The organism is Plantactinospora sp. BB1 (assembly GCF_003030385.1).
Taxonomy (GTDB): Bacteria; Actinomycetota; Actinomycetes; order Mycobacteriales; family Micromonosporaceae; genus Plantactinospora.
In genome coordinates this window covers 2,757,082-2,773,678 of record NZ_CP028159.1, presented here as the reverse complement: position 1 = coordinate 2,773,678, position 16,597 = coordinate 2,757,082, and the positions used below count along the sequence as shown (strand labels likewise).

At 72.5% G+C, this 16,597-nt stretch carries 20 protein-coding genes; 6 read left to right on the top strand and 14 right to left on the bottom strand.

Features of this window, described 5'->3' with window-relative positions; all coding sequences use genetic code 11:
* Positions 1-104 precede the first annotated feature (104 nt).
* Positions 105-1,061 carry a GlxA family transcriptional regulator gene (locus tag C6W10_RS12050; RefSeq protein ID WP_234361897.1) on the top strand — a complete coding sequence of 319 codons (957 nt, stop codon included), beginning with the start codon at positions 105-107 and terminating at the stop codon, positions 1,059-1,061.
* A gap of 55 nt (positions 1,062-1,116) precedes the next feature.
* On the opposite strand, the gene C6W10_RS12045 is transcribed toward C6W10_RS12050, so the two are convergent.
* From C6W10_RS12045 to C6W10_RS12030, 4 genes are all read right to left on the bottom strand, one after another.
* The gene (locus tag C6W10_RS12045) at positions 1,117-2,688 is read right to left on the bottom strand and encodes a PQQ-dependent sugar dehydrogenase (protein ID WP_159104554.1); all 1,572 of its coding nucleotides are present in this window, start codon (positions 2,686-2,688) and stop codon (positions 1,117-1,119) included.
* 89 nt (positions 2,689-2,777) lie between these two features.
* Entirely contained in the window at positions 2,778-3,248 is a 471-nt protein-coding gene (locus C6W10_RS12040) for a hypothetical protein (protein ID WP_107258140.1), read from the bottom strand.
* Positions 3,249-3,337: 89 nt separating this feature from the next.
* Positions 3,338-5,299: a VWA domain-containing protein gene (locus tag C6W10_RS12035; protein ID WP_107258139.1), complete on the bottom strand. Its 1,962-nt coding sequence runs from the start codon at positions 5,297-5,299 to the stop codon at positions 3,338-3,340.
* Between the two features lie 2 nt (positions 5,300-5,301).
* Positions 5,302-6,819 carry a sigma 54-interacting transcriptional regulator gene (locus tag C6W10_RS12030; protein WP_107258138.1) on the bottom strand — a complete coding sequence of 506 codons (1,518 nt, stop codon included), beginning with the start codon at positions 6,817-6,819 and terminating at the stop codon, positions 5,302-5,304.
* 118 nt (positions 6,820-6,937) lie between these two features.
* On the opposite strand from C6W10_RS12030, the gene C6W10_RS37970 reads away from it, so the two are divergent.
* Positions 6,938-7,105: a hypothetical protein gene (locus C6W10_RS37970; RefSeq protein WP_199853342.1), complete on the top strand. Its 168-nt coding sequence runs from the start codon at positions 6,938-6,940 to the stop codon at positions 7,103-7,105.
* A gap of 30 nt (positions 7,106-7,135) precedes the next feature.
* On the opposite strand, the gene C6W10_RS12025 is transcribed toward C6W10_RS37970, so the two are convergent.
* The 5 genes from C6W10_RS12025 to C6W10_RS12010 all read right to left on the bottom strand — a co-directional run bounded on the left by C6W10_RS12025 (position 7,136) and on the right by C6W10_RS12010 (position 10,184).
* Positions 7,136-8,221, bottom strand: a complete 1,086-nt coding sequence (locus C6W10_RS12025) for a hypothetical protein (RefSeq protein ID WP_107258137.1) — start codon at positions 8,219-8,221, stop codon at positions 7,136-7,138.
* Positions 8,222-8,472: 251 nt separating this feature from the next.
* Positions 8,473-8,646 (bottom strand): hypothetical protein, encoded by a 174-nt coding sequence (locus C6W10_RS37250; protein ID WP_159104553.1) that lies wholly within the window; start codon positions 8,644-8,646, stop codon positions 8,473-8,475.
* A complete protein-coding gene (locus C6W10_RS12020) occupies positions 8,643-9,002 on the bottom strand; it encodes a DUF6036 family nucleotidyltransferase (RefSeq protein WP_107258136.1) in 360 nt (119 codons plus the stop codon). Before C6W10_RS12020 ends, C6W10_RS37250 begins: the two co-directional genes overlap by 4 nt.
* Positions 8,999-9,391, bottom strand: a complete 393-nt coding sequence (locus C6W10_RS12015) for a hypothetical protein (RefSeq protein WP_107258135.1) — start codon at positions 9,389-9,391, stop codon at positions 8,999-9,001. The genes C6W10_RS12020 and C6W10_RS12015 overlap by 4 nt, the downstream gene beginning before the upstream one ends.
* Before the next feature lie 91 nt (positions 9,392-9,482).
* Entirely contained in the window at positions 9,483-10,184 is a 702-nt protein-coding gene (locus tag C6W10_RS12010) for a class I SAM-dependent methyltransferase (RefSeq protein ID WP_107258134.1), read from the bottom strand.
* Positions 10,185-10,342: 158 nt separating this feature from the next.
* On the opposite strand from C6W10_RS12010, the gene C6W10_RS12005 reads away from it, so the two are divergent.
* Positions 10,343-10,885 carry an AAA family ATPase gene (locus C6W10_RS12005; RefSeq protein WP_107258133.1) on the top strand — a complete coding sequence of 181 codons (543 nt, stop codon included), beginning with the start codon at positions 10,343-10,345 and terminating at the stop codon, positions 10,883-10,885.
* 104 nt (positions 10,886-10,989) lie between these two features.
* Here C6W10_RS12005 and C6W10_RS12000 read toward each other — a convergent pair whose 3' ends face one another.
* Both C6W10_RS12000 and C6W10_RS37245 read right to left on the bottom strand, forming a co-directional pair.
* The gene (locus C6W10_RS12000; protein WP_159104552.1) at positions 10,990-11,208 is read right to left on the bottom strand and encodes a hypothetical protein; all 219 of its coding nucleotides are present in this window, start codon (positions 11,206-11,208) and stop codon (positions 10,990-10,992) included.
* Positions 11,209-11,362: 154 nt separating this feature from the next.
* Positions 11,363-11,602 carry a hypothetical protein gene (locus C6W10_RS37245; protein ID WP_159079315.1) on the bottom strand — a complete coding sequence of 80 codons (240 nt, stop codon included), beginning with the start codon at positions 11,600-11,602 and terminating at the stop codon, positions 11,363-11,365.
* 222 nt (positions 11,603-11,824) lie between these two features.
* Between C6W10_RS37245 and C6W10_RS11995 the strand changes: the two genes are divergently transcribed.
* Together C6W10_RS11995 and C6W10_RS11990 are read left to right on the top strand one after the other, a co-directional pair.
* A complete protein-coding gene (locus C6W10_RS11995; RefSeq protein ID WP_107258131.1) occupies positions 11,825-12,628 on the top strand; it encodes a helix-turn-helix transcriptional regulator in 804 nt (267 codons plus the stop codon).
* The gene (locus tag C6W10_RS11990) at positions 12,619-12,807 is read left to right on the top strand and encodes a DUF397 domain-containing protein (RefSeq protein ID WP_107258130.1); all 189 of its coding nucleotides are present in this window, start codon (positions 12,619-12,621) and stop codon (positions 12,805-12,807) included. Before C6W10_RS11995 ends, C6W10_RS11990 begins: the two co-directional genes overlap by 10 nt.
* Before the next feature lies 1 nt (position 12,808).
* Here C6W10_RS11990 and C6W10_RS11985 read toward each other — a convergent pair whose 3' ends face one another.
* Positions 12,809-13,561, bottom strand: a complete 753-nt coding sequence (locus C6W10_RS11985) for an N-acetyltransferase (protein WP_199853916.1) — start codon at positions 13,559-13,561, stop codon at positions 12,809-12,811.
* A gap of 121 nt (positions 13,562-13,682) precedes the next feature.
* On the opposite strand from C6W10_RS11985, the gene C6W10_RS37965 reads away from it, so the two are divergent.
* Positions 13,683-14,603 carry a peptidylprolyl isomerase gene (locus C6W10_RS37965; protein ID WP_234361719.1) on the top strand — a complete coding sequence of 307 codons (921 nt, stop codon included), beginning with the start codon at positions 13,683-13,685 and terminating at the stop codon, positions 14,601-14,603.
* A gap of 74 nt (positions 14,604-14,677) precedes the next feature.
* Here C6W10_RS37965 and C6W10_RS11975 read toward each other — a convergent pair whose 3' ends face one another.
* Both C6W10_RS11975 and C6W10_RS11970 read right to left on the bottom strand, forming a co-directional pair.
* Entirely contained in the window at positions 14,678-15,961 is a 1,284-nt protein-coding gene (locus C6W10_RS11975) for a sialidase family protein (RefSeq protein WP_107258128.1), read from the bottom strand.
* Positions 15,962-15,987: 26 nt separating this feature from the next.
* Entirely contained in the window at positions 15,988-16,545 is a 558-nt protein-coding gene (locus C6W10_RS11970; RefSeq protein ID WP_107258127.1) for a SigE family RNA polymerase sigma factor, read from the bottom strand.
* Positions 16,546-16,597 lie beyond the last annotated feature (52 nt).

The following is a 16,597-nucleotide window of genomic DNA, read 5'->3' as shown; positions in this document are numbered from 1 at the left end:
TGACCACCAGCACACCAGCGGGTCCCCCGGTGGAGAGCGTCCCGAGCCCGGACGGGCCCGGTCCGGGCCGGCCCGGCCAACCACGGAGGCCGACGCCGCACCGGGTGGTGGTGCTCGCCCTGGACGGGGTGGTCGGGCTCGACCTCGGCACCCCGGCCCAGGTCTTCGGCACCGCCCGGGACGCCGACGGCGAGCCGCTCTACACCGTCACCACCTGCACCGTCGGCGGCCGGCCGGTGCGCAGCACCGCCGGGTTCCGGGTGCTGCCCGACCACGGGCTGGAGATCCTGGCCGACGCCGACACCATCGTGCTGCCCGGCATCCACGACGGCCCGCCGCTGGTCGACGGGACCGTCGACCCGGAGATCCGGGAGGCGCTGCGCGAGGCGCACGACCGGGGCGTACGGATCATGTCGATCTGCACCGGCGCCTTCGTACTCGCCGCCGCCGGGCTGCTGGACGACCGGCCGGCCACCACGCACTGGGCGTACGCCAACCGGTTCCGCCGGTTCCACCCGAGGGTACGGCTCGATCCCGAGGTGCTCTTCGTCGACGACGGTGACCTGCTCAGCTCGGCCGGGGTGGCGGCCGGCCTGGACCTGTGCCTGCACGTGATCCGGACCGACCACGGCAGTCGGGTCGCCAACCGGTCGGCCCGGCGCTGCGTGGTGCCGTCGTGGCGGGACGGCGGGCAGGCCCAGTACATCGAACGGCCGCTGCCGGAGGTGGCGGCGGCCGGCACCGGACGGACCAGGGAATGGATCCAGCACCGGCTGCACGAGCCGCTGACCCTGCCGCGGATGGCCGCGCACGCCAGCATGAGCGTCCGGACCTTCACCCGGCGGTTCCGCGAGGAGACCGGACTCAGCCCGGCACAGTGGCTGCTGCGGCAGCGCACCGAGCATGCCCGGCTGCTGCTCGAGACCACCGACCTCGGCGTCGACCAGGTGGCCCGGCGGTCCGGCTTCGGCACCGCCGCCGCGCTGCGGCAGCAGTTGCACCAGCGGATCGGGGTACCGCCGACCGCCTACCGGCGTACCTTCCGAGCACCCAGCGGGTGAGGAAGGGCCCCCGCGGATCGTGCTCCGTCGTAGCGGGGGCCCTTCCGCACACACCTCAGGCGCAGGTGTTGCCGTTCAGGGTGAAGGCGGTCGGCGCCGGGTTCGGGCCGGTGTTCGAGGCGAGGAAGCTGAACTGGACCGTGCCGCCCGGCGGGATGTTCGCGTTCCAGTTGGCGTTCTGCGCGGTCACCACCGCGCCGGACTGGCTGCCCCGGGCGTTGTAGAACGAGCCGGCGCGCTGCGCGCCGGGCCAGGTCCAGCTCACCGTCCAGCCGCTGACCGGCTGGGTGCCGGTGTTGGTGACGGTCACGGTGGCGTTGAAGCCGGTCCCCCACTGCTGGTCGACCCGGTAGGCGATCCGGCAGGCGGCCGGCGGGGCGGTGGTGCCGAACTCGATCCTGTGCAGCTGGCCCGGCAGGTCGTTGACCAGGTACAGCTCGCCGTTGGCGTCCTGGCCGAGGCTGGTCGGCTGGATGGTCAGCTCGGTCAGCGCCCGGGTGGCGTACGCCCCGCCGGGGGTGGCCGGGGGCCGGACCACGAACGCCGTACCGGAGCAGTAGTCGGTGGCCAGGTAGGTGCCGGCGGCGATGTCGGCGTACTCCTCACCCCGGTAGACGTACCCGCCGATCACGGCGCAGCCGTCGGTCGAGGTGCGGTACGAGTAGATCGGCTCGACGTACTGCGCGCCGGCCTGGCAGCGGTCGGGGTCGAAGACCTGCGGTCCCTCCCGGCAGGACCAGCCGAGGTTGGCGCCGGCCTGGTTCGCCCGCAGGTGGTCGATCTCCTCGAAGGTGCCCTGCCCGACGTCGGCGATCCAGAGCGAGCCGTCCCCGCCGAGGTCGTGCGAGAACTTCCACGGGTTGCGCAGCCCGTACGTCCAGATCTCCGGCCGGGCATTGGCGGTGCCGACGAACGGGTTGTCCGCCGGTACGCAGTACGGCCGCCCGTCGCAGGAGCGGCTCACGTCCAGCCGGAGGATCTTGCCGAGCAGGGTGTTGAGGTTCTGCCCCGAGTTGAGTACGTCGTCGGAGCCGCCGCCGTCGCCGATGCTCCAGTAGAGGTGGCCGTCCGGGCCGAAGGCGACGTGCCCGCCGTTGTGGTTGGAGTACTCGGCGTGTGGCTGGGTCAGGATCATCTGCTCGCCGGCCGGCGGGATCGGCGTCTGGCCGGCGGTGGCGAGGGTGAACCGGGAGAGCGTGACGGTGCCCTCCGGCAGTGCGGTGTAGCTGACGTAGAGAGTCCGGCTCTGGCTGAAGTTCGGCGTGGTGACCAGGCCGAGCAGCCCGCGCTCGTTGCCGGAGGTGTCGACCCGGTCCCGGATGTCGAGCAGCGGGTCGGCGGCCAGCCCGGTGTCCGGGTGGTAGACCCGGATCGTCCCCTGCTTCTCGGCGATCAGCAGCCGGCCGCTGCCGTCGTCGGGGGCGAAGATCGCGGTCGGCCGCTGGAGTCCGAAGGCGACCTGGGTGGTGCTGACGGTGAGCTGGTCCAGGGGTGGCACCGCGGCCGCCGCCGCGCGCTCCGGGGCGGGCTGGCCGGCGGCGGGCGGCGCGCCGAAGGCGACGAGCGGGGCGATCAGGGCGGTCACGCCGACCAGGCAGAGCCGCCCGACGGATTGACGTCGCAGCATATTCACTCCCATCGGTTAACAGGAAGGTAATGCTGCGGACGGTGCCTAGATCACCACGTCCCGGATGATGGGAACGCTCCCACGCGCAACTACCGCAGATCCGTACGCATGGCGCGCAACTGTTCGAGGTGCGCCGGCAGGTGGAGCCGGCCGTGGATGTCGAGCATCCGTCCCCACGGCAGCGACTCCTCGATGTGCAGCTCGAAGCCCTCCCGCAGGTGCGAGTCGACCGGCGTCTCCGCCTCCGGCCCCAACCGGTCCACCAGGGCGCAGAGCCGCTCGCTGGTGGACCGCAGCCGCTCGGCCAGCTCGGGCAGCCCGCCGTCGCGCGGCACCATCGCGTCCACCTGCGGCCGCAGCGTCGACTGCCCGTCGTAGTACGCCCACGGCGAGCCGGCCAGCACCGCCTCGGTCGCCTCGATCAGCAACTCGTCGTTGGCGGCGAGGTGCACCAGCACCTCCTCCACGGCCAACTCCCCCGGCGGCGGTGGCCCGAAGGAGCCCCCGTCGACCTCGGCGAGCAGGTCCGCGTACGCCCGGCGCAGCTCGGCCGTCTCCACCCGACCGAGTCTAGGAAGAGTTCGCCCGACCTGCCCGGTTATCGCCCGACCGCCCCGAACGGTCCGCCCGGGAACCGGGCCACCGGTGCTCAGCGACCGCGCCGGCCGCGCCGGGCCCGCAGGTAGTCGGAGACGACGTACTCCCCCAGGTCGTCCAGTTCCGGGGTGAAGACCCGGCCGCCGCAGCGCCGCGCCACCGCGTCCACGAACCGGCGCAGCCCCGGATCCTCGCCGAGCATGAAGAGGTTCATCGTGGCGCCGTACCGGGTCAGCTTGTCCACCTCGGCGACCGTCAACTGGATCGTCTCCGGCAGCGACGGCCAGTTGAAGACCCCGCCGCCGAGCTCCGGATCGAGGTGCGCGGTCGGCTCGCCGTCGGTGACCACCAGCACCACCGGCTCGGAGCCGGGGTGCCGGCGCAGGTGCCGGCCGGCCAGCATCAGCGCGTGTTGCAGGTTGGTGCCCTGCACCATCTCCGGCTCCACCCCGGCCAGCTCCTGCTGGGTCAGCGGCATCGCCTCCCGGCCGAAGCCGATGATCTGCAACGCGTCCTGCGGGAAGCGGGTGGCGACCAGGTGCGACAGCGCCAGCGCGGTCTGCTTCATCGGCCCCCAGCGCCCCTCCGAGATCATCGAGAAGGAGAGGTCGACACAGAGCGCCACCGCCGCCGAGGCACGCCGCTCGGTCTCCACCACCTCGAAGTCCTCGACCGCCAGCGCCACCGGCACCCCGGCACCGCCGCGCCGGACCGCCCGGGCGAGCGTACGCACCACGTCGAGCGGCTGCTCGTCGCCGTACTCCCAGGGGCGGGAGGCACCGGTCACCTCACCGGCGGCACCGGCCGAGCGCAGGTCGTGCTGCCCCCGCCGGCCGCCGGAGAGTTCGGCGAAGATCCGGCGCAGCGCCGTACCGCCGAGCCGGCGCAGTGCCTTCGGGCTCAGGGTCAGCCCGTCGGCGCCCCGGGTCACCCAGCCCTGCCGGCGCAGTTCCCGCTCCAGTTCACGCAGCCGGCGTACGTCGTCGGCGGCGTCCCGGCCCAGGTTGCGCTGCACCGACTCCACGTCGATGTCGTCCAGGGTCGCCCCCGGATGCTCCTGGCCGAGCTGGTCCAGCAGGTCGTCCAGGTCGGCGATCTCGCCGAGCGCCCCGGCCGCCTCGCCGTAGCCGAGCGGCTGGTCGCCGCGGACCCGCTCCCGGCGGTCCCAGGCCAGGTCGGGGCGGAGCGAGCGCAGGTTGGCGTCGAGTGCGGAGAGCTGCCCGGCCAGCTCCGGGCCGAGCGAGGACTCCATCAGCCGGGACAGCTCCTCGCGCTGGGCCGGGGAGAGCGAGCGCATCAGCCGTTCCCCGGCGGCGGCCCGCCGGGCCAGCGCGTCGACCAGCTCCTCGACCGTCTCCGGGTTCTCCGGGAAGAACTCGCCGTGCTGCCGCATGAACTCGGCGAACACGTCGGTGGTCTCCTCGCCCCGGTCGTGCCGGGCCAGCAGGTCGTTGAGGTCGCGCAGCATCTCGGCGAGCTGGCGCTGCGCGGCCGGGTTCGCGGCACCCTGCATCGCGTCCCGCAGCCCGCTGAACCGCTGCTCCAGCACGTCCCGGCGCAGCCCGTCCAGAATCTGCTGGTAGGCGGCCCGGGCCTCGTCACTGGCCCACTCGTAGCCGGAGAGTTCCTCGACCGCCCGCGCCGTTGACGAGGGCAGGTTGTCCAACACCGCCTCGGCGAACCGGGCGTCGTCGTCGTCCCGGCCGCGCAGCTCGTCGCGCTCGGCGGCGAGCGCCTGGTCGAGCAGGGCCCGGGCCCGGGTCACCGCGCCGTCCAGGTCACCCCGGCGCAGCGCCTCGCGGCGCATCCGCCGGGCCCGGGCGACCAGGTCCTCCAGGCCGCCCCGGCCCTGCGGGCCGCGCCGGAGCAGGTTGCGCAGCGCCTCGCGCAGGCTGCCGCCGGCCAGCACCTCGGCGCCGACCGAGTCGACCGCCGCCCGCACGTCGTAGGGCGGGGCGAGCGGGTCGGGGCCGCCGCGCCAGGAGCCGTACCGGAAGCGGTTTCCGCCGGCCACGATCAGGCCCAGTCGTCATCGCGGGCCGACCGCTCGCCGGGGCCTCGGCCACCGTCGGGGCTGCGCCCGCCGTATCGGGTACGGCCCTCGTCGGTGACGTCCTTGGCGAGCCGCCGGGTCAGGTGCAGCCCTTCGAGTACGAACTCGATCCCGGCCGCCGCCTCGGCCGGGGTGGGTGCGTCGCCGAGCCCGAGCCGGTCCAGCGCCTTGGCCAGCCCCGGTACGGTGCCGACCTGCCGGAGCAGCTCGGTCGGGCCGACCAGCTCGCCGGTCTCGATGATCGCGCCGTCGGCGACCAGCGCGGTGAAGCCGGAGACGTCCAGCCCGGCCAGCCGGGCCCGGAAGGTGTCGGCGGTGGCGGTCCGGAGCAGGTGACCGAGGATCTCGATCTCCCGGCCCTCCTCGCCGCTCTCGAACTCGACCTTGCCGCGCAGGGTGCTGGTCACCGAGACCGCGTCGCCGACCCGGGCCACCGGTTCGGTGTCGGCCGGGGCGGCGGGCTGCCCGTCCGGGCCGCCGGCGCCGAGCAGGCCGGCCCGGCGCAGCGCGGCGGCCGAGACGGTCTCGGCGGCGGCGATGGCGAACCGGGCCGAGACACCGGAGCGCGGGTCGACGGCCGGGGACTCCCGCACCGCCCGGGCGAACCGGGCCAGCACCTCCAGCACGTGCTCCGGCACCGCCGCGACCAGCGAAGCCTCCTGCCGGATCAGCGCCAGCTCCAGCTCCAGGTCGAGCGGGTAGTGGGTACGGATCTCGGCGCCGAACCGGTCCTTGAGCGGGGTGATGATCCGCCCCCGGTTGGTGTAGTCCTCGGGGTTGGCGCTCGCCACCAGCAGCAGGTCCAGCGGCAGCCGGAGCTGGTAGCCGCGTACCTGGATGTCCCGCTCCTCCAGCACGTTGAGCAGGGCGACCTGGATCCGTTCGGCCAGGTCGGGCAGCTCGTTGACGGCGAAGATGCCCCGGTTGGTCCGGGGTACCAGCCCGAAGTGGATCGTCTCCGGGTCGCCGAGGGTACGCCCCTGGGCCACCCGGATCGGGTCCACGTCGCCGATCAGGTCGCCGACGCTGGTGTCCGGGGTGGCGAGCTTCTCGCCGTACCGCATCGAGCGGTGCAGCCAGCCGATCGGCAGCTCGTCGCCGGCCTCCTCCACGGCCCGGCGGGAGGCCGGAGTCAGCGGGTGCAGCGGGTGCTCGTTCAGCTCGGAGCCACGGATCACCGGGGTCCACTCGTCGAGGAGCTGGCCCAGGGCGCGGATCAGTCGGGTCTTGCCCTGGCCGCGCTCGCCGAGCAGCACCATGTCGTGCCCGGCCAGCAGGGCCCGCTCGACCTCGGGGAGCACGGTCTCGTCGTAGCCGACGATGCCGGGGAAGCGGGGTTCGCCGGACCGGAGCCGGGCCAGCAGGTTGTCCCGGAGTTCCTGCTTGACCGTCCGGTACCGGTGCCCGGCGGCGCGCAGTGCGCCGAGGGTGCCGGGAAGCTTGGCCGGCGGGGTCGGTGGGACCTGGGAAATTTCCGTCACGCACCTACGCTAGCTCTCGATCGTGGCGATCGCGGTGCGCGAAGGGACCGGTCAAGATCCAGCCGGTACCGTCAAGATCCGAGCGGTACCGGCGGATCCGCGAGAACGGGGAGGATGAATGAGTACACCGAGTGAAACCGGGACGAAGCTCGGCATTGCGATCGGCCTGGGGGTCTCCTTCGGCGTGCTCCTCGGCCTCCTGATCGACAACATCGGGCTGGGGATCGCGTTCGGCGTGCTCGGCGGTGTGATCGTCGGCACGTTCCGCTCCCGCCCGAAGGACTGACCCGGAGCACTGACCCGAACCACTGATCGGTCAGCAGCGGGGGCAGCCGCCCCGGCGGCGCAGGTGGTAGGCGAGGGTGGCGGCGCCGAGCGCGACACCCCAGACCGGCCAGAGCAGCATCGGGACGACCATCAGGGTGCTGTCGCGCAACTCGTCGAGGAGTTCCGGCTGCCCGTAGAGGGCCAGGCCGGCGGCGGTGATCGCGACCGCGACCCCGGTGGCGGGGACGACGGCGAGCGTGATCGGCACCCGCCTGCCGGCCAACCCGATCATCCAGCGCGGGAACCGCTCGCCCCACCGCTGCACCAGGCCGAGGGTGAGCACCGCACCGACCAGCCCGAACGCGGCCAGCCCGGCGCCGGCCCAGACCAGACCGGTCCGGTGCATCTCGCGCAGGAACTCGTCGGTGATGCCGAGCGGGATGCCGACCGCCCAGGCGAGCCGGACGACCGCGTACAGCACCGGGATCACCGCCGCCACCCCGACCGCCCGGCGCCCCCAGCGGGCCGCCGACTCCGCCGAGGTCCACCCCTCGGCCCCCGGCCGGCGCCCGCACCGGCCACAGGCTCCGGCGGTACGGAACTGCCAGGACAGTATCGTCCGGGCCAGCAGCAGCCCGGCGGCGACCGAGAACACCTTGTAGCCGAGCGCGAGGGTGAAGAGTTCGGAGTACTCCACCGGTGGCCAGCCGAACGGCAGCCCGCCGATCAGCATCGGCGCGTACCCGAGATAGGTGAGCACCTGCACGTCCGGCACGACCAGCAGCAGTCCGGCCACCACCAGCCAGCCGTAGCCGAGCAGCACGAGCCGGGCCGCGCCGCGCAGGCGTACCGCGTGCGGACCGGTCATGGCGAGCGCGGTGACCGCCGCGCCGAGCAGCAGCACCGCGAAGACCGGCGCCCCGACCTTGGCCGGTACCCGCCAGAGCAGGCTGCCGGAGCCGTCCGGGTCGGCGGCGCCGAACGGGTAGCCGCGACCGGTGACGCTCCACACCAGCGCGAGCAGGCCGAACAGCGCGGTCGCGCCGACGGCCAGCCAGCCGACCCGGTGCCGGTGCTGGTACGGCTCCGGCGCGGTCCGGGTGGCCGTCCGGTCGATCGGTTCGGTACGGGGCATCGTCGTTGCCTCCTCGACGTGTCGGGCCGGCGAACCTGCCGCGCCCGCTTCCCCACACCATCCGCGCTCGCGGCGGCGCAGACCTCACGTCCCGGAGTGAGCCGGTTCCCCTCGCAGAGGGAGAGGCTTGACCTCAACCAACAGGGCGTACCTCTCCGGGCAGCCCGGCACGGGCGCCGGCGCGTACGGCGCCCGGTTCGACGCGGCTTCAGCCCACTGAACCGGCCCATTTCTGCCGGCGCACGGCGCAGCTACTGCTCGTCGAACACGTCATCAAGAACCAGCCTCGCCCGGCCCGGAACCTCTTCCTCGGGAAAAATCTCCCCGCATAGCCTGAGTACCTGCTCGGCGCTGGTCAGCCCGAGGCGCTCGACCAGGAATCGAATGTCTTCGGCGTCCCGACGCCGCGCCGCAAGCACTTTCATGCCAGAAGATGCTCGGGAGACGCCGCCGCAACCCGCAGCCCAGGGTGATCGAAGACACGAGGAGCCGTCGCATCGCCGCCGGGCGCTACATAAGCACTCGCCTGCTCGTTGAGCCACCAGTGCGGAAGGCCCAGTTCGTCGGCGACCGCTCGGGCCTCGTCGAGCACTATGCCATGCGGCTGGAACACGGCGTCGATGTCACGGGTCGCCCGACGGGCATCGTAGGCCAGGGCCATGGCCGCGCCACCGAAAACGTAAAGATCTGCGATCACCCCACGCCGGGCCAGCCGATCTCCCAGCCGGCGAAAGGCATCCTCGATCGCGGCGCGGTCCAACAGCGGGTCGGCGGCGCTCACGCGACGTTCAGCTCGTGGGCGGCAACATAGACACCGCGACGTCGGAACGCGGCTGGTGCGTGCACCATCGCATCGACCCGAGCCGCACGGGTATTGAAGGGGAACCAGAACCGCCGCAACGAACGGGACTCAACCCACTGCGGCGCACCACGTCCGTCTTTCGCCGACAGATGCTCCGCCAGAGCCGCGAGAAACACGTCCCAGTGTTCGTCGCCGGTGGGAACCGGTTCCGCACTCAACAGATCTGTCCGCGAGTCAACGGGTTCCCAGCGGTACTCCTCCAGGAACTCCGCCACGAGCCGCCACCGTCGCGCCTCGTCGGCCCCCGCAAGCAGTGCCCCGAGGCGCTCCAGCGTCAGGGGCTCGTACGGCGAAACACGATCTGTCACAGCTCTGACGCTAATACAAGGTCGGCGAGAACGGCGCCCAGCTCTGGCGGTCAATCGAAGCCTGGTTTCGATCCTGCTCTCGGTCGCTGAGTCAGTCGACAAGATCCTTCGTCGACGCCGGCTTGGTGGCCTCGAAGAGGGCGACGCAGCCGCGTACGGTGAGCTGGATGTCGGTGAAGCGCTGGTCGAGTTGCCAGCGCAGCCCGGCCAGGTCGTCGTCGGTGTTGTGGAAGATCCCCCGCGCGTTGTAGAGCCTCATCAGCCGCCGTGCGGTCGCGTTGACCGGCACCCCCGAGGCGAGGATCGTGCTGCCGAAGATCCGACCGCCGGGGCGGAGCGCCGCAGCCGCGTTGTCGAAGACGGCGGCCTTCTCCGACCAGGAGCCGGGCAGGCAGTGCAGCAGGAAGTTCGCCCCGACCGAGTCGTGGTGGCCGCTGCGGAGCTTGCCGTCGTCGAAGGGAATCGGCTGGAGCACGTCGGCCTGCACCACCGCCGGGCGGTAGCGGGCCACCCGGGCCGCGCTGACCCGCAGCACGGTCGGGTTGAGGTCGACCAGGGTCAGTTCGGGGGTCGCGGTCGGGAAGCGGCACCGGTCCAGGAAGTACGCGGTGCCGGCGCCGAACTCCACGTGCCGAGCGCCGATGTTGCGCTGGTAGTTGTCCAGCATGTGCCGCTTGGCGCACCGCCAGACGAGTCGGCAGGAGAAGCCCAGAACGAACGTGTCGTAGCCGGCGAGCACCAGCCGGTTGTAGACGGCCTGGCCGGCGATGACCTCCTCGGGCGGCGGTGGCACGGCGGCGTTCCTCCCACGTATTGCCTGGTTACTGCCTCGCACTCCCAGCTAACCGGCTCGCGGACGGCCTGACCAGCCCGAAGTCGCGGTTGTTCACCCACTGCCGAACCGGATTCGCGGGCGTCCTACCTGGTCATGGTGTAGCTTCGTCCCCCGAGATGATCGATCTGTCGTCCGCCGTCGTCGTGCTGACCGGGGCCATGGCCGCCGGCAAGTCCACGGTGGCACAACGCCTCGCCGAGCGGCTGCCCCGGGCGGCGCACGTCCGGGGCGACCTCTTCCGCCGCATGATCGTGTCGGGTCGCCGCGGCTTCACACCCGAGGAGACGGACGAGGCGGCGGCGCAACTCCGGCTGCGGTACCAGCTCGCGGCGGCGACCGCCGACGGCTACGCCCGGGCCGGCTTCACCGCCGTACTCCAGGATGTCGTCCTCGGCCCCGTCTGGGCCGACTACCTGGACCTGGTCGCCACCCGCCCGCGCTACGCGGTCGTGCTCGTGCCGCGCCCGGAGGTGATCCATCGGCGTGAGCGGGGCCGGGCCAAGCGGGGCTACGGCGAGTGGACGGTCGAGTCGCTCGACTCGGCGGTACGCGACGACACTCCCCGGTTGGGCCTCTGGCTGGACAACTCCGACCAGACGCCGGACGAGACAGTCGACGAGATCCTGGCCAAGCTGTCCCTCGCCCGACTGCCCGACTGACCGGAACGCCCGGGTCGGCTCGGCCGCCGATCCGGGCGGCGGGTCCGGCGGGCACACGGACCGGCAGCGCTACCTCATTCGCGAGACTTCGGAGACCTCCCGGTTCACGACCGGCCCGCACGTCGGCGACCCCGGGCCAACGACCAGCCGGCCGGAACGCAGACACAGACGCAGAGCAGCACGACCACGAGCCGGACCACGCGCTCGGCGGTACCGTCGACGCCGGTCAGCAGCGGTACTCCCACCGCCACGGCGATGAAGAACGGCAGCAGGGTGGCGAGCCAGAGGTTCGCCGTACGCATGTCGAGTTTCTTGGGTTGCACGGCAACTCCAGGGAACGGGCCGCCACAGGGGCGGCAAGGGGTTGACGTGCCGTTCCCAGTTACGGCCGAGCCCTAACCTGCGTCAGATCCTCGGTGGACATTTGCGGGTCGAGACGAACCGCCGGCTCCGGCCGGTCGGCGCGCACCGGCTCGGTCACCGTCGAACCCGCGTCGGCACGTTCAGGTCACGCAGGTAGCCACCACGGTTCGCCGGGCGTACCCGGCCGCGCACCGACGGTCTCGGCGAGGGCGGCTGCGGCATCGGCGGCTCCGCCGTCGGCACGGTCGGCGGAAGGGTGCCGAGACAACCCCACGGGTGCCCGCACCGGCAGTACCGCCAGAGCCGTCGCCAGTCCCGGCGGTGGATTCTCGGCGTACGTCGAAACCAGCTCACAGCTACCTCCTCGGCTTGGATGCGGGGGCCGCCTCGGGCGGGGAAGGGAGACCGACGGCCCCCGCGCGGTTCCGCCCGTCCTTTCCGAGGCCATGGCTCCGAGCGGTTCCGCTAGTGACACTCTGCTGTGGATGGCACTACGCTGAGGAGCTTCTCGATCGGTACGACCCGTGCGTATCCGCGTTTATCCCGCCTGTACGCCCTTCGTCATGGAGGAGTCATATGGAACGGTCTCCGATGCTCGAACACTTCGCCGAGGAGCTGCGGCTCGCCCGGTCCGCCGCGAGCATGTCCCAGACGGCGCTGGCCGAGGCGATCAACTACTCCCAGCCGATGGTCGCCAAGGTGGAGAGCTGCGAACGCCGACCAAGCCTCGACTTCGCCCGGCGCTGCGACACGGTCTTCAACACCGACGGCCGCTTCGTACGGATCCAGAAGCGGATCAGCCGGGAGATCGTCGTGCAGTACTTCCGGGAGTGGGCCGGCGTCGAGCAGGAAGCCAAAGCGCTGCGGTCATTCGAGCCGGCCTACGTGCCGGGGCTGTTGCAGACCGAGGCATATTCCCGGGCGGTCTTCTCCGGGCCAGGGCTGCTCTCAGGCGAGGAAATCGAGGAGCAGGTGACCACCCGGTTGGACCGGCAGGAAATCCTGGCTCGGCCGAAGCCGCCCCTGCTCACCTTCGTCCTGGACGAGTTCGTGCTCCGCCGGGAGATCGGTGACCGGACAGTGATGCGGGAACAACTGCTGCACCTGGTCAAAGTTGGCACCACCGTGCCACAGGTAAGGATCCACGTGGTTCCGGCCTCGGTCGGGTCATACGCCGGGCTGGACGGCCCGTTCGTGCTCGCCACCCCGCCGGCTGGCGAACCGGCCGTCTACTTCGAGGGGCACTGGCACGGCCACATGGACGACCGGTCGGACTTCGTGCGTCATATGATCGATATTTGGGAGACCATCCGCAGCGTGGCGCTGCCGCAGCAGCAGTCGCTCGACCTGATCGCAGAGGTGGCCGAGACATGGACCTGACCGGAGCCCGCTGGCGCAGAAGCAGCCGAAGCAACAGCAGCGGCGGCAACTGTGTGGAGGTCGCCGACAATCTGGCCGGCGTCGTCGCGGTGCGGGACAGCAAGGACCCGGGTGGACCGGCGCTGACCTTCGGGCCGGACGCCTGGCGGGCCTTCGTCGGAGACCTGTCCCGGCGATAGCTCAGGTGCGGTGGCGTACCCAGACGTTGGGTTCGACGTAGACGGCGTAGTCGTGGGCGAGGGCGCAGCGTACCGGCACCAGCCCGCCGGGGATCTCGATGTCGCCGTCGCGGTCGAAGGGCAGCCCGGTCCACTCCCGCCACTGGGCCAATGACCCGGCCACCGTCATCGACGCCGGGGCGACCTTCTCGATCGTGCCGCCGGCCCGGACGTGCACCCGCAGCCACGGGTCGGTCGGCAGGCCGTCGTCGCGCCGCTGACGGATGTAGTCGCTCATCGGCAGCTGCGGATGCAGGTGCTTGGCCGTCGGGCGGACCGGGGCGAGCAGCACCTCGTGGCCCTGCCGGCCGGCCGCGTCGCGCAGCGCGGCGACCATGCGATGCGAGAGGCCACGGCCGAGGTAGTCGACGTCGATCGTGATCTCCAACGCGCTGGCGATGGTCGGTACGTTCCCCCGGCGCAGGTCGTTGAACGCCCACACCAGTACCACGTCCCAGCCCTGCGCCGGCATCTCCTCCCGGCCCCGCAGGGTGGCGTTGAACGGGACGGCGAACCCTCGCGCGACGACCCGGTCGCCGTCGGTGGCCACCACGCAGTACTCCGGGAACTCCCCGGGCACCCGCAGGTGCAGTGCGCTCGCGATCAGGTCCTCGCTGCTGAAGACCGGCCAGGTGTCGGTGATCTCGTAGATCCGGCCCGTCAGCTCGGGCCGCTGCGCGAGCGTGGTGATCTGGATGGCGTCGAGGTCTGTCACGACCGGGCATACTGCCATGACCAGGCAATTCGGGCCAGGAATTTGGCCGGCACGCCGACCTCCGACGAGTCCCCGCCGGACGACCCGGGTGATAATCGACCCCGATCGGTAGGCTGACCCGGTGAGCCAGCCCCCCGCCGAACCCCCGCCGTCCGGGCAACCACCGTACGGGCCGCCACCACAAGGACCGTACGGGCAAGCGCCGCAGCCGCCGTACGGGCCGCCGCCCGGCGCGATGCCCCCGGGTGGCGTCCCGCCCGGTGCGCCGTACCAGACGCAGGCGCAACCGGCACGCGGCCGGCGCCCGCTGGTGATCGGCCTGGTCGCCGCGGCCGTGGCGATCGTGCTCTGCCTCGGCGTCGGCTGCGCCGGCCTGGTGGTCTACTACGTGCAGCTCGGCAACGACAGTGGCTCGGAGGCGGGCGGCGACGGCCCGGGAGCCACGCCGAGCCCGGGGACGCGCACCGCGTCGGCGCAGTGCGCGGGCAGCATCACCCCGGCGCACGACCAGACCAGGGCGGTCGGGCTGCCCGACTTCGACGCGGCACCCCGGACCGGCACCGCCACGATGCGGCTGAGCACCAACCTCGGCGAGATCGCGATCAGCATGGACCGGTCCCGCACGCCGTGCACGGTGGCGAGCTTCCAGCACCTCGCCGGGCAGAAGTTCTTCGACGGCAGCCGGTGCCACCGGCTCGTCACGGAGGGGATCTTCGTGCTCCAGTGCGGCGACCCGAGCGGCACCGGGATGGGCGGGCCGGACTACAGGTTCGCCGACGAGAACCTGAGCGGCGCGCAGTACGGCCGGGGGGTGGTGGCGATGGCGAACACCGGCGAGCCGGGCACCAACGGCAGCCAGTTCTTCATCATCTTCCAGGACAGTACGAGCGGGCTCCAGCCCCTCTACACCCCGTTCGGCACCGTCACCACCGGTCTCGACGTGGTGGACCGGGTCGCCGCCGGTGGCCACGACAACTCCATCTCCGCCGGTGGCGGGGCGCCGAAGGTCGGGATCACCATCCAGACCCTCGCCGTGAACTGACTGACCCGACCCAACGGCACACCCCCGCCCCCGCTTTCCGGAACAGCCGGGGCGGGGACGGGGGTGCGGTGTGCTCAGCGCCGGTTCAGCGGTACCCAGGTCCAGCCGTCGGCCGAGCCGTAGCTGACGTCGCCGTCGCCCCGGGCGTAGAGCCAGCCGTCCCGGGCCCGCAGCACCGGACTGAACATCCGGGGCAGCCCCGGCAGTTCGACCTGCTGGTAGCCCTCCCCGCCCCGCCGGGCGGCCCAGAACCGGTACGTGCTGATCGAGTCGCCCCGACCCTCGGTCGCCTGGTAGACGACGTGGCTGCCGTCCGGGGTGACGAACGACCCCGGATCGGCCGGCTCGAACGGGATCTGGTCGGCGCCGGGTCGCCGCTGCCAGCCCCCGGCCGAGGTGTGCCGGTAGACGGCCCGGCGCTGCGCGTCGGTGACGACGGCGTAGTCGACCCCGTCCGGGCCGACCGAGATCTGCACCAGTGGACAACTCTCGGCTCCGCAGGCCGACATCTCCGCGAAGGTGTGACTGGACCAGCTCCGCCCGCCGTCGGTACTCGTCGCGACCGCCGGCCGGGCCGACTCCCGGTCGAAGCCCGGCGCCCAGAGCCGACCGTTCGACTCCGCGATCACCTGCCGGTCGACCAGGATCTGCGCAGGCTGTTCGGCCAGCGGCGAGACCCGGTTCGTGACCGGGTCGAAGGCGTGCACCCGGCACGGCTCCGAGCCGGGGGTCGCCGTACCGTCGGGTTCGGCGTCCGGGTCGGGTCGGCAGACGGCGAAGCTGCCGGGTGCCACCGCCGGCACCGTCGGGCCGGTACCGGTGGGCTGCCAGCTCCGCCCGCCGTCCCGGCTGGCCTCCAGCGTCCACCGCCCGCCCCCCGGCGGGGCCGGCGGCCGGTCGACGAGCAGCAGGTCGGGTCCGAGCACCAGCGCCTCGGCGAACTGGGCCGGCGCACCGCGCTCGGTCCAGGTCCGCCCGCCGTCGTCCGAGCCGACGAGCTGCCAGACGGTCTTGCAGGGCCCGCCCGAGCAGGTCGACAGCGCCAGGTAGAGATGCTGCGAGTCGGCAGCCCGCATCCACTGGATCCGCCCCGGATGCGGCAACACCCCGGGCGTACCGGTCGCCGCCGCGCCCGCCACCCGGTCGTCGACCGGCGCCGGGCCCGCACCGCTGCCGGGCAGCGCCACCACCGAGGCGGCGGCGACCGCGCAGGCGGTCACGGCGAGCGCCGCGCCGGCCATCGCGGTACGACGTCGCCGCAGTCGACGCCGGCCGGCCGCGAACACCTCGTCGGCGAGCAACCGGGTGGGCGGTGGTGCCTGCGCCGCGTCCTCGAAGAGTTCGCGCAGGTCGGTCATCTCGTCGTCTCCTCTTCTCCACTCGGTCACGTCTCTGACTCCGTCACCGAGACCAGCCTCCGCGCGGGTACGGCGTCGCCGAGCACCCGGCGCAGCGTGGCGAGGCCCCGGGCGGTCTGGCTCTTCACCGTCCCCTCCGAGCAACCCAGCACCGCCGCCGTCTCGGCGACGTCGAGCTGGTGGTAGTAACGGCAGATCAGCGTCACCCGCTGCCGGGGCGGCACCTCCCGGAGTGCCCGGGCGAAGACCACCCGCCGGGTGACGCTCTCGGCGTCGTCGTCCGGCCCGGCCCACTCGGGCGGCTCGGCAACCGCCCGTTCCCGGCGCCGCCACACCCGGCGGGTCTCCGCCAGGTACGACCGGACCAGGCAGGTACGCACGAACGCGTCCAGCGCCTGCTGGTCGCGTACCCGGTGCCACGCCGACGCGAGCCGGATGAACGCGGCCTGGGCCAGGTCGTCGGCCCAGTGCCAGTCCCCGCACATCAGGTACGCCGACCGCCGGACCACGTCCCGCCGCGCCGCGAAGTACTCGCTGAACTGGCGTCGATCCTCGTCGCGTCGATCCTCGTCGTCGCTTCGCATCCCGCTCCTCTCACCGGATAGGTGCGCACCGGATCCGGGGCGGGTTGCGCGT

What these genes read in the sequence shown, in the direction of transcription:
- C6W10_RS37970 (WP_199853342.1), top strand. Translation starts at nt 6,938, where the DNA reads ATGAGTACACCGAGTGAAACCGGGACGAAGCTCGGCATTGCGATCGGC.
- C6W10_RS12005 (WP_107258133.1), top strand. Translation starts at nt 10,343, where the DNA reads ATGATCGATCTGTCGTCCGCCGTCGTCGTGCTGACCGGGGCCATGGCC.
- C6W10_RS12025 (WP_107258137.1), bottom strand. Translation starts at nt 8,221, where the DNA reads ATGCCCCGTACCGAACCGATCGACCGGACGGCCACCCGGACCGCGCCG.
- C6W10_RS11990 (WP_107258130.1), top strand. Translation starts at nt 12,619, where the DNA reads ATGGACCTGACCGGAGCCCGCTGGCGCAGAAGCAGCCGAAGCAACAGC.
- C6W10_RS37250 (WP_159104553.1), bottom strand. Translation starts at nt 8,646, where the DNA reads ATGAAAGTGCTTGCGGCGCGGCGTCGGGACGCCGAAGACATTCGATTC.
- C6W10_RS11995 (WP_107258131.1), top strand. Translation starts at nt 11,825, where the DNA reads ATGGAACGGTCTCCGATGCTCGAACACTTCGCCGAGGAGCTGCGGCTC.
- C6W10_RS12045 (WP_159104554.1), bottom strand. Translation starts at nt 2,688, where the DNA reads ATGCTGCGACGTCAATCCGTCGGGCGGCTCTGCCTGGTCGGCGTGACC.
- C6W10_RS11970 (WP_107258127.1), bottom strand. Translation starts at nt 16,545, where the DNA reads ATGCGAAGCGACGACGAGGATCGACGCGACGAGGATCGACGCCAGTTC.
- C6W10_RS11975 (WP_107258128.1), bottom strand. Translation starts at nt 15,961, where the DNA reads ATGACCGACCTGCGCGAACTCTTCGAGGACGCGGCGCAGGCACCACCG.